11 protein-coding genes are annotated in these 10,088 nt (G+C 61.9%); 3 read left to right on the forward strand and 8 right to left on the reverse strand.

Going from position 1 to position 10,088, the window contains the following annotated elements; translation table 11 throughout:
• Positions 1-350: 350 nt before the first annotated feature.
• The 5 genes from QXK92_RS33365 to QXK92_RS33385 all read right to left on the reverse strand — a co-directional run bounded on the left by QXK92_RS33365 (position 351) and on the right by QXK92_RS33385 (position 3,588).
• Entirely contained in the window at positions 351-755 is a 405-nt protein-coding gene (locus QXK92_RS33365) for a hypothetical protein (RefSeq protein WP_306249010.1), read from the reverse strand.
• Between the two features lie 107 nt (positions 756-862).
• Positions 863-1,210, reverse strand: coding sequence for a hypothetical protein (locus tag QXK92_RS33370; protein ID WP_306249012.1), 348 nt, complete (start codon positions 1,208-1,210; stop codon positions 863-865).
• 51 nt (positions 1,211-1,261) lie between these two features.
• Positions 1,262-1,897: a ParA family protein gene (locus tag QXK92_RS33375; protein WP_306249014.1), complete on the reverse strand. Its 636-nt coding sequence runs from the start codon at positions 1,895-1,897 to the stop codon at positions 1,262-1,264.
• A 189-nt stretch (positions 1,898-2,086) separates the two neighbouring features.
• Positions 2,087-2,503 carry a very short patch repair endonuclease gene (locus tag QXK92_RS33380; RefSeq protein ID WP_306249016.1) on the reverse strand — a complete coding sequence of 139 codons (417 nt, stop codon included), beginning with the start codon at positions 2,501-2,503 and terminating at the stop codon, positions 2,087-2,089.
• 14 nt (positions 2,504-2,517) lie between these two features.
• Positions 2,518-3,588 (reverse strand): IS110 family transposase, encoded by a 1,071-nt coding sequence (locus tag QXK92_RS33385; RefSeq protein WP_306249018.1) that lies wholly within the window; start codon positions 3,586-3,588, stop codon positions 2,518-2,520.
• 268 nt (positions 3,589-3,856) lie between these two features.
• Here QXK92_RS33385 and QXK92_RS33390 point away from each other — a divergent pair, with 268 nt between their 5' ends.
• The 3 genes from QXK92_RS33390 (at position 3,857) to QXK92_RS33400 (ending at position 7,267) form a co-directional block, all read left to right on the forward strand.
• Complete coding sequence (locus QXK92_RS33390) at positions 3,857-4,900, forward strand: DNA cytosine methyltransferase (protein WP_306249020.1); 1,044 nt, start codon at positions 3,857-3,859, stop codon at positions 4,898-4,900.
• A gap of 147 nt (positions 4,901-5,047) precedes the next feature.
• A complete protein-coding gene (locus QXK92_RS33395; RefSeq protein ID WP_306239809.1) occupies positions 5,048-6,283 on the forward strand; it encodes an IS256 family transposase in 1,236 nt (411 codons plus the stop codon).
• 276 nt (positions 6,284-6,559) lie between these two features.
• Positions 6,560-7,267 carry a GIY-YIG nuclease family protein gene (locus QXK92_RS33400; protein WP_306249022.1) on the forward strand — a complete coding sequence of 236 codons (708 nt, stop codon included), beginning with the start codon at positions 6,560-6,562 and terminating at the stop codon, positions 7,265-7,267.
• A 106-nt stretch (positions 7,268-7,373) separates the two neighbouring features.
• Here QXK92_RS33400 and QXK92_RS33405 read toward each other — a convergent pair whose 3' ends face one another.
• Genes QXK92_RS33405 through QXK92_RS33415 form a run of 3 tightly spaced genes read right to left on the reverse strand, consistent with a single transcriptional unit; the run spans position 7,374 to position 9,925 of the window.
• Complete coding sequence (locus tag QXK92_RS33405; RefSeq protein ID WP_306249024.1) at positions 7,374-8,309, reverse strand: Imm52 family immunity protein; 936 nt, start codon at positions 8,307-8,309, stop codon at positions 7,374-7,376.
• 9 nt (positions 8,310-8,318) lie between these two features.
• Positions 8,319-9,590, reverse strand: coding sequence for a Tox-REase-5 domain-containing protein (locus QXK92_RS33410; RefSeq protein WP_306249026.1), 1,272 nt, complete (start codon positions 9,588-9,590; stop codon positions 8,319-8,321).
• Between the two features lie 11 nt (positions 9,591-9,601).
• Complete coding sequence (locus QXK92_RS33415; protein ID WP_306249028.1) at positions 9,602-9,925, reverse strand: hypothetical protein; 324 nt, start codon at positions 9,923-9,925, stop codon at positions 9,602-9,604.
• Between the last annotated feature and the right edge of the window lie 163 nt (positions 9,926-10,088).

Here is a 10,088-nt window from a genome sequence, read left to right on the forward strand (position 1 = left end):
GCCACATTCGGGCTCGCTGTAGCGCCACGCGAGGCCGCGAAATGCTGAGGTGAAGTACCCGCCCGTAGAGCGGTGAAAATGTCACGATTCGTGCACTGCCCGCGTGCCGCATCTAGCCGTGATTCAGGGCGTGCGCTACCGTGAGACGAGTCGTCCAAGACACGTCCCTTTCAGGGGCAACAGGTGCGGACCTGAAACCGAGTTCGCCGCTCGGTTTGAACCCCTAGACAAGGCCCCTTCGGGGGCCTTCGTCATATCAACGGGTTGGTCTGCACCGCTATGGATTTGTCACATCTGCCCCCATAAGCCGGAGTTCGCGGCTGCCCCCGTTAGGGGCGGGGCGGCGGTGTTTACATCGCCAGCGGCAACCCCTCCCCCTTGCTAGCAGTCCGAACAAGATCGGGACGGCCGACGTGCAACGCAGCCACGTCAGCGAAGTACTGCGCGGCCGACAACTCGGCCGAAGCAGCGCGGGAACGCACCGCCTCCCAGACCGGCCGCAGCGGGCGTGTCTGGAGCAGCGGCGGCACCGACGAGGTCGACGGCAGAAGATCGGGACTGAGGGCTAAGCCGTCCTGCTTGTCGAGGTCGCGAACAAGGTCCGGGCGGCCAACGTGCAACGCAAGCACGTCAGCGAGATACTGCGAGTCGGGCAACCCCGCCGCCATTGCGCGTGCGTGCACCGCCTCGCGCACCGCCAGGGGCGATTGCGTCGACTGCAACAGCAGGCGATCACCTTTGTGTGGCTGTCCCATGCGGACCACCCTCCCCCGACGGAGCGTCAATCTGATTGGAGACACGCCGTGCGGGCCAAGATTCGTTCTTAACTCGGAGAACTTGTCCTACTTGGGCAGAAAGCCGGTTACCGGTCGGCTGAGATCGCTTGGATTACCCGCTCGGCCAGCTCGGGGTCGTTGAGAAGCCGATCAACGAGCGCGGCGAGGACTTGCTGGCCGGTCACCCGCGCGAGCCCGAGACGTTCGGCGGCCTGACTTTGCCATGCATCAAGCGCGCGGTGAGCTGCCGGGGACAGGTCGACTGTGCGTCGGACATTCTTCTGCCGGACGGCGGCGGCGGTGGACTGGCGGGGCGCAGGCGCTTCCGTGGCGGACACGGTCGGCTCTGAGTCGACCGCCGCCGCGGGTCTGGTCGGCGTTTTCGTCCGCAGCCGCTCCGCATTGGCTTTGATACGGTCCGCGGCGCTGCTCATGTGTCGATACTCCCTAGTCAGAATTATCTACGTATATCAGTAAATCAGTAACTACGCGTCCGGGGCTCCGAGCAGTTCGGCGGCAATGTCGCCATACGCAGTGGCGGCCGCGTTCGTGATCGGCAGGCCGAACGCCTGGGCGTAACGCTCCAATCGACCGACTGTCGGCCCCAGAACACGCACACCGTCCGCGGTAAGCATCTGCCGATACACATCGGTGCTGGCGGCATTTGGCACGGTGCGGGTCAACACAACTGCCAGCTGCGGCGGCTCCCCCGCAGCCAGCGCCGCGGCCTCGTCAACGAGATCGCAAATAGCAGGCACTCGCGCGTACTCCATGCCGGTCGGGGCCATCGGCACTAACACGTGGGTGGCCATCCTGATGGCCGAGGCAACCACACCGCGGCGCTCCTTCATCGGCGGCGTATCGATCACAACCGCCTCGTACCTGTCACCAGCGATGCCCGGTAGCTTGCGATGCAGGTCAGTCACCGGCATGCCAATGACCGGAATCGACCACTCACCTGCTTCCGACCACGAAAGAAGCGATTCATTCTCGCCGTCGGCATCTACGCCCAGGACCGATAGACCAGCTTCAGCGAGAGCATGGAGGACGAAGGCCGACGTGGTGGTCTTGGTCGACCCGCCTTTGAGGTTGGCCACGACGATCGTCAGGACAAGCGACAATGGAAACTCATTTCAGTAGATAAGGAACTACGCATATCAGTGGTTCAGTACATCACTTTGACATAGAGGATCGCCACAACGCAGCATATCAGTATGTACTGATGTACTGATGTACTGATATACTGAATACTGCTGATTTGGATACGGAATATGGTGCGAGATTCGCATCTCAAGATGTCGGACGTGCCTTTATGTGCGCGCGGTAACCGCATCCCTGACCGCCGCGGCCACCTCGGCAGGATCGACGTGAGCCCAGAATCGCAACACCGTCCACCCTGCTGCCGCCAACGCCGCGTCAGTCGCGCTATCACGCTGGCGGTTCCGCTCCACCTTCTCGTTCCAATAGTCGACGTTCACCCCCGGCCGTCGATGGTGTTCGGGGCAGCCGTGCCAAAAACAACCGTCGATGAACACCGCGACTCGACGGCGGGTGAACACCAGATCGGCAGTCCGCCGTAGCTGCGCCAGCGGGCGGGCGTTGACCCGGTAACGCAGGCCCATCGCGTGCACCAGCCGCCGCACGGCCAGCTCCGGCCCGGTGTCCCGTGATCGATTCCCCTGCATGGACCGGCGCGTGTGATCACTCGACGCCCACGATTTCGCCACGCGTTTCTCCTATGTCAAGCCGCTGCCGATTGGCAAGGCTGTAGCCGGTTGCAGTGGTCGGTATGTAGGCGATGGAAGACCACACGGGCCAGGCGGCGTTTGAGGCAACGCAGTGCTTCGGCTTTGGAGTCGCCAGCAGCGATGCGATTGCGGTAGTAAGTCTGTCCTAGGCCGGGAAGACGGATTTGGGTGACGGCGATGCGATGCAGGGCGGCGTTGAGTTGGCGGTTGCCCGAGCGGGTCATGCGCACCCGCCCGACGGTGTTGCCAGACCACACCGGGATGGGGGCGACGCCGGCGTGGCGGGCAAAGGCTGCCTCGTTTCTGAACCGGGTGACACCGGCGGCCTCGCCGACGAGTTTGGCCGCGGTCAACGCCCCGCAGCCAGGAAGAGCCAGCAGTGCCGGCGCGACCTGACGGACACGATCCTCGATGCGCTTCGCCAACGCGTTGATGGCCTCAGTAAGCCGGGTGATGTCGGCCAGCTCGTCACAAGCCAGCTCGGCGACCAGACCGGGCTGGGTGGCCAGCCACCGGCCGAGCAGAGTGCGGTGCTTGGCCAAGTCCAGCGAACGTGGCTTGGGTGCTCGTTCGGGATCGAGTTCATGCACCCGCCACAACAGTCGGTTGATCGTCGACGTGCGTTGCGCCACAAGGTCTTCACGACGATCAACGAGCAGCTTGAGTTCTCGCGACACATCGTCATGGGAGGCAACGGGAAGCCCCGGCTCCCGCAGAAATGCCCGGGCCACCGCCAAGGCGTCGATGGGATCGGACTTACCCCGCGTGCGCGCCGACGCGCGGACCTGGGCCATCAACTTCGGCGGCACCCGCACCACTTGTTGCCCGGCGGCGAGCAAGTCACGCTCCAGGCGCGCCGACAGATGCCGACAATCTTCGATCGCCCACACCACCTTGGCGCCGAAGCGCTCCCGCGCCCACCGCAATGCCTTGTGATGCCCCGACGTGGTCGCCCTCACGACCCTTTCATCCAACCTCTTGCCGACCTCGTCGACGGCCACGAACGTGTGGGTTCGCTTGTGTACATCGGCTCCAACAACAACCATGGTGGTTGCCTCCTTCACTGTGAGGTGACGGTTGGACCGGTCGGCGGACACATCTCAGTGGGGGCGATGCCACGCTCCTATCAAGTCACGCCGGCCGGTCCTTCACACCTGGTGCCGACAAAACGCATGAACGCCAACCCGAAGGTGGCAAGGACGCTACGAGCCAGACACCAGGTGATCAGGATCCAACCACCGCAGCATGCGGCAACCCCACCCTGACACTGACTCGACGCTAATAGGAGCGGTATCCGCGACTGGACCCCCACCGGCCGATACTGTGGCGCCTGTGGGCAATGTGACACACTTTCGCACCACCCGCGCCAAGCCCAAGGTCATGGAGTTTTTCGCTGGGATCGGCCTGGCCCGCATGGGGCTTGAGCGCGCCGGTTTTCAAGTGGCGTGGGCCAACGACCACGAGCCGGATAAGCGGGATATGTACCTCGCGCAGTTCGGCGAGACCCCCGGCCACACTTTCGCCCTAGGCGACATCGCCGACGTGAATGTGTCAGAGTTGCCCACCGATGCGGCGCTGGCGTGGGCGTCGTCACCCTGCACTGATCTATCGCTAGCCGGAGGGCGCGCTGGGCTGGCCGGCCGCCAGTCCGGTGTGTTCTGGCACTTCGTCAACCTGCTCGAGGCCCTAGAGGAAAACCGGCCACCCGCTGTCGTTTTGGAGAACGTGACCGGGTTAGCGACCTCACACGGCGGCGACGACCTGGGCGAGGCGATCACCGCCTTTAACGAACTGGGCTACTCCGTCGATGTGATCGCGCTCGACGCGCGCCGTTTTCTTCCACAGTCCCGCCCCCGCATGTTCGTCATAGGCGCGCTCAACCCGCCACCCGACACCGCTGAACCTCATTCGGAGCTGCGACCCGACTACCTCCAATGGGTGTTCGGCGACCCGAACCTTCGGACGCACCGCGCCCATCTCCCCGACCCGCCGGGGCCGACCATCAAAGGATTGACGGCCTTGGTTGAGGACATGCCAACACGCGATGAACGCTGGTGGGACGCCGCCCGGACTGCCGCATTTGTCAAATCCCTCTCGCCTACACAGCGCGACCGAGTCAATCAGCTAATGCGCGGAAAGGGCATAAAACACCGCACCGCATACCGCCGCACCCGCGGCGGTGTCGCGGTGTGGGAAGTGCGTCCCGACGACATCTCAGGATGCCTACGCACGGCACGAGGCGGCTCATCAAAACAGGCCGTCGTACGACTCGGCAATAACCGGTTACAAGTACGGTGGATGACGCCCCTTGAATATGCCCGATTGATGGGCGCAGGTGACTACACCCTCACCGGAGCACGAAATAACCAGGGGTAAGTCCCCTGGTGTGGTGGGGTTTCGGAATCCGGTGTCGTCGGTGCCGGACCTATTGCTGGGTGTGTCGCTGACGCTGTTGGGGTGGGCCATCGCGTAGTGGTCAGTGGGTTACCTACCAAGTGACTCACGACAAGGACACACGACGCGATGACCCATGACCATTCTGCCTTGCTCGCCCAGCTTGATGCGCTGAAGTCGGCTGATGCCGGGGCGGTGTTCGCCGAGCTGATCCGGGCCGGGCTGCAGGCGCTGATCGAGGCTGAGGCTACCGCCGTGATCGGCGCCGGCCGCTACCAGCGCAGGGGCGAGCGCACGGTGCACCGCAACGGGCACCGACCCAAGACGGTGTCGACCACCTCGGGTGATATCGAGGTGCAGATCCCCAAGCTGCGGGCCGGGTCGTTCTTCCCCTCGCTGCTGGAGCGGCGTCGCCGCATCGACAAAGCGTTGCACGCGGTGATCATGGAGGCCTACGTCCACGGCGTGTCCACCCGCAGCGTGGACGACCTGGTGGCCGCGATGGGCGTCGAAACCGGGATCTCCAAGTCCGAGGTGTCGCGGATCTGCGCCGGCCTCGATAAGGAGATCGAGGCGTTCCGTACCCGCAGCTTGGCCCACACCGAGTTCCCGTACGTGTTCTGCGATGCCACCTTCTGCAAGGTCCGCATCGGAGCGCACGTGGTCTCTCAGGCCCTGGTGGTGGCTACCGGGGTGTCCATCGACGGCACCCGCGAGGTGCTGGGCACCGCGGTCGGTGACAGTGAGTCCTACGAGTTCTGGCGCGAGTTCCTGGCGTCGCTGAAAGCCCGTGGCCTGACCGGGGTGCATCTAGTCATCTCCGACGCCCACGCTGGGCTCAAAGCCGCTGTGGCACAACAGTTCACCAATTCTTCGTGGCAGCGGTGCCGGGTGCATTTCATGCGCAACCTGCACACCGCGGTCTCGGCCAAACACGCCCCGGCGGTGACTGCGGCGGTCAAGACGATCTTCGCTCACACCGACCCCATCGAGGTCGCTGATCAATGGGATCGCGTCACCGACACCCTGGCCTCCAGCTTCCCGAAGGTGGCCGCCATGATGGGTGAGGCGAAGACCGACGTACTGGCGTTCACCGCGTTCCCCACGGCGCACTGGCAGAAGATCTGGTCGAACAATCCGATCGAACGGCTCAACAAGGAGATCAAGCGCCGCGCCGACGTCGTGGAAATCTTCCCCAACCCGGCGGCGTTCCTGCGTCTGGCGACCGCAGTAGTCATCGAAGCTCACGACGAGTGGCAGGTCACCCGCCGCTACCTCTCCGATGTCTCCATGGATGAACTACGGAAGGTCCTCGCCGCCAAACACGCCGCTGCAGCGCTTGCCAAACAACACCAAATCGCCTAGCGTTCAACATGACTCGCTGATCGCAACGCGTGAACCACGCCAGATCCGAAGTCCACCACTCCCTGGGACGCTATCATAACCAGGCACTGTTTGGATTTGGCGACGCCGTTGCCGTTCCGGTCGTCAAGTGGCTAGGCCTCAAATACCTAATGCCGTTGGTCAACGGCTCACTTCAACTCGACCCCACCACGCGACGGGCCGGGTCGGTTCTCAATGGCTAGCCGCGGGGTCGCCTCATATAACGAACCCGACGGCCAAGTTCCGAAAAAGAACTCAATGCCGACCGCCTTCGTTCGAGGGTTTCGTGAACTCCTCGCAACCGCCCTGGCCTCCGAAGATCCGGCCAGCGGGAAAAAGCTCCGCAGTTGCATTGGCGTCTATGCCTTTTACGACTTCGACGGAGAGCCGATTTACGTCGGGCAGACCCTAGAGGACTTCGGTACCCGAATTGGCCGGCATTTGAGAGGGCAACGCAGCGACACCCTCGCCTACCGGATTCTCGACCCCTTCGAAGTCGCCGAGATGGAGCTGTACCCGCTAGAGCACTTGCGCACCCAACCTGACAAACGCGCGAAGGTCGACGCTGTCGAATACTCAGTCTACCTCCACGCAATCGAACAATCGAAGTACAAGGCTATCCTCAACGAAAAGATTCCCCCCGTTTCAAGTCCCGTCGCCCTCCTACCCGCGATGCGCTTTAACCTCATTCCCGAAGGGATGCGAGAGGACCGTGAACACCCCGACGTCCGTATCGCCAGACGGGCTGAAACCCTGGCCCGCGTCGCGGCGGTAGCCCATGAACGCGGCGAGGTATCCGCCGGGCTGCGAAGGGTGATCGTAATCCAGGCGGTCCGCCTAGCCGACTTGGCGGCCGCCCGACTCGCCTACGCCGAGGGACGCAAGCGCCCCGCACCCACAGCAATCAACGTTCCTGCGCTGGTCGGCAATGTGATGAAGGAATTCAGCGACAACAACGACGATTAGCCGTAGCTGCCGCGCTCCCTGTCGCTAAATCGGTTGGTATTGGGACACTGCTTAGACTTGTGGAGTGGTGCTAGCGGGGCGCAATCGTGTTGGCCAATAAGTGATTTCATGGAGCGGTACCGCGTCGAATATCGCGGCTGTGATTGTTGTCCGTGCTGCTTGCTGGGTTAGGGACACTGCGTGTTTGGGTTCCGCGAGGATCGGTTTGTCCCCCAGAGGCTGCAGGTGCTGCAAAGCCTCCCGGTGCGCCAGCAGTTCCCAGCGGGGTGGCCTGGGCAGCGCCCAGGTCTTTAAACGGTTCTGGCTGCACCGGGTAGCCCATCGCTTTGCGTACCTGAAAAACGTCGGCAAGCGGCGGGTTGGCCGGATCGTTGCCAAGTGTGACAAGCGTTCCGTTGCCGAGGCGTTCCACTGTTGCGGCGACCGGCAACAGCCCCAGGTCGAATTTCACCGAATCAGACCCGCTGAGGAAGTTAGCCCAGCCCGACGAGTATCCGATAATTTGCCCGGAGATTATGCCGCCGTTTTCCAGCCGCTGATCTGGCTGGCGCTGTTTATCAACCAACTCATAATTTGTCCAGACGGCGTGGTCTGGCTGCCATATGCCGATGACAATCTTCAACAACTTCGAGGCCGTAGTCGGGCTGTAGAGATCAGGGATAGCATCGGACTCGGGAAGGTTTAACACGAGGCTATTTGTTGAATACGGAGATGTTTGACCACATCGGACGGCGAGGCCGATGGATGCATCTGGATTTCCGTTCCACCAAGACACGGAATAACCGAGTTCTTCGATAACCAGCCGATCGGTGTCCCGGCGATTGCGTCCCGCGAGAAGTCGAGTTACTAGGTCTGCATGGTCAGATGTCACACGCGGCTGCTCGATGGCCTTGAGCTTTGAGCCCGCGCCCTGGCGCCAGCCCGTCAACAGTGGATCAACGTGAGCGAACTGCTCAATGAGCGTTGCCAGGCGCTCTGCGCACTCGTCCACAGACGCCGCGCGACTGCCCCAGTAGGCTCCGATGTAGGAATTTGGCGACATGATTTCCTTTTATTTCGGTGGCGCGAGGACCAGCTGAATTCCAGACATTCCTCTACTGGACAATAGTTGTCGGAATGCCGATAGAGCTTCTGGTTCTGCTACATACCATTGTATCGGAATACCGCCGGCTGCTGCTAGTTGCCGCGCCGCTTGGCTAATCACGGCCTCACCTCCTGTCGGGCTAGCAGCCCACCACTGCATGAACTGTCCATTTTGGGTGAATTGTGCATAAAAACTTTTCGCGTCAATGAGTGCGCCGTTTGCGAATCCATCGAATTTCACGCCGCTGACGATGTATCCATCGGTGATGGGGTGGCCGGTGATCTGCATTTGGTATTGGGCGGCGCGGTCAGACATGGATTCGGTGACCTGTTGCCAGGTGCCGGGGCCATGTGGGACCGGTGTTGGTGTGTTTTCCGGCGGGTGCCATGGCTGCGCCCAGTCAGGCACCAGGCGTGTTCCTTGAGCGGGCACGGTCTCTGTCTTGCCTAGCTGCGCTTCTAGTGCGGCTTTTCTGGCGTTGAGCGTTTCAGCTTCTCGGTTGTAGATATCGACCGCACCGGCGTCGTTGAGCGGGGGCGGCCGCGAGTTGTGGCCGCGGATTTCCCCCTTCAGTTGGTCATAGGCGGTCCGCGCTTGCTCAGGTGTCATACCTGCCGGATCACCCGGCAGCGGTTGCTGAGGGCTTTCTTTAAAGTTGTGATTGTCGACGGTCTGTATGTGGGGTCGTGCAGCTTGCGGAGTGGTTGAGGCAAAGCTGACTTCGTCAGTGATGAGCGATTGCGCTTCATGTATCTGTTGGGCGACCTGGTTCTCCGCTGCCCACCACGCTTCTGCCGATTCCTTGAGTTCAGCAGCAGCCTCAGCGACTACTTTGCTGTTGGCTTCAGCGGTTATCGGGTTCATGCCCTCCGGTGGGATGTAGGTGATCGACAGGTCCTCATGGACCGTCACTCCTGGCTGAGCTTCGGCGTTGGCGATGATCTGTTGGGCATTGCTCAGGGGCGGCATCAAGCGCGACGTGACTGTGTTGCGGATCTGCCCGATAGCGCGCATTGCGGCGGCGCGCATATTCACGACCGCTCTGCAGTCCTCACCGGCACGAACTCGCGCCGCCTCGGCAGTTTTTCCTTCCCAGTACGAACCACCGGGGCGGTCGACGTATCTCTTGTACGTCTCGACTTGCTGCTCAAGTGTGTCAACGGTTCTGACCCACTGGTCGAGTAGATCAAGCACCTTGTGGGGGTTGGCGCTGAGGACCTGCGACTTAGTCGGCGTCAATCCTTGACTTCCTACACAACAATGGGGTGAGGCAACAACGTCGGGACTTTGGTGACCGCCGCCAGTAGTTGCTCATCTGATGTCATGAACCCCACGCGTGCATCCTCAATTGATTCAGCGACCTTCGCGATCTGATTCGCCACAGCAGCTTTCACTAAGGGCAACGTTATCGTCGACATCTGCTGGGCCGCGACCAGCGACGGGACCACCTCTGCATCCGCGGCTCCGCTACCATGAATCTGGTCCTCAGTACCAGCCTTGACTTGCTCAGCTAGTTCCCGAAGTTGCGGCAACAACCGACTCAACGCATCTAAATCGACGCTGAGCTGATCCATCACGATTACTTGCCTCCACTAACAAGTCCTTCGTTGCCAAACTCTGCCGCCTGAACAAATTACGGTACTGAACAGGGGGCTGCCATGCACACTGTCTCGTTTGTAAAGAAACGAGACAGCCCCTGCGGGCAGGCCCTCGCACCGGATAGCCGCTGGTTGCGGT

Origin of the sequence: Mycobacterium sp. TY815 (assembly GCF_030755135.1) — a bacterium.
In the GTDB taxonomy this organism is placed as follows: domain Bacteria; phylum Actinomycetota; class Actinomycetes; order Mycobacteriales; family Mycobacteriaceae; genus Mycobacterium.